This is a genomic window from Ruegeria sp. AP12 (assembly GCF_056540025.1).
In genome coordinates this window covers 1-789 of sequence record NZ_JBQFVZ010000177.1, presented here as the reverse complement: position 1 = coordinate 789, position 789 = coordinate 1, and the positions used below count along the sequence as shown (strand labels likewise).

The window sequence follows — 789 nt, the reverse complement described above, 5'->3', positions numbered from 1 at the left end:
GCGGAGTTTCACATCTGTCGATTGGGATCGGCGTCAATCTGACCGAAGCCCCTGGCGCAGACGCGGTTGAGCCGGGTGCCGTTCGCCCGGTTTCTCTGCTGTCGGAAACCGGTGCGCATGTCACGCCTGAGGATTTTTTGACCGAACTCGCCATCGCCTATGCCGGCTATGAAACCCAATTCGTCACTTACGGCTTTGAACCGATCCGCACGGCATGGTTGGCCCGCGCAGCGCGGCTGGGTGAGGTCATTACCGCCCGTACCGCCACGTCGGAAACGGTTGGTACCTTCGAAACGGTAGACGCGGGGGGCAACCTTGTCCTAAACACCGCCAAAGGCCGTGTGAGCATTCCTGCGGCGGACGTGTTTTTCTGAAGGGGGCTCAGATGCTTCTGGCCATCGACTGCGGCAATACCAATACCGTTTTCTCGATCTGGGACGGCGAGACGTTTCTGTGTACCCTGCGCACCTCGACCCATCATTCGCGCACGGCGGATGCCTATTTCACCTGGTACTCGACGCTGGTGAAGCATTACGGGATCGAGGCGGATATCACCGACGTGATCATCTCGTCCACCGTGCCACGCGTGGTATTCAACCTGCGCGTCTTTGCCGACCGCTTCTTTGGCTGCCGCCCGCTGGTGGTGGGCAAGCCCGAGACGCTGCTGCCATTCAGGCCACGTGTGGACGAGGGCACTCAGGTGGGTCCCGACCGTCTGGTCAATACCGCCGGCGCCTTCGACCGGCATGGCGGCGACCTGATCGTGGTGGATTTCGGCACCGCCACCAC

At 61.5% G+C, this 789-nt stretch carries 2 protein-coding genes; both read left to right on the top strand.

From position 1 onward, the window contains the following. Nucleotides 1-374: biotin--[acetyl-CoA-carboxylase] ligase (locus ACR0E6_RS22090; protein WP_480587391.1), on the top strand; the 374-nt coding region annotated here is incomplete at its 5' end. An 11-nt stretch (nt 375-385) separates the two neighbouring features. After that, on the top strand, nt 386-789 hold a 404-nt coding region (locus tag ACR0E6_RS22085; RefSeq protein ID WP_480587387.1), incomplete at its 3' end, for a type III pantothenate kinase.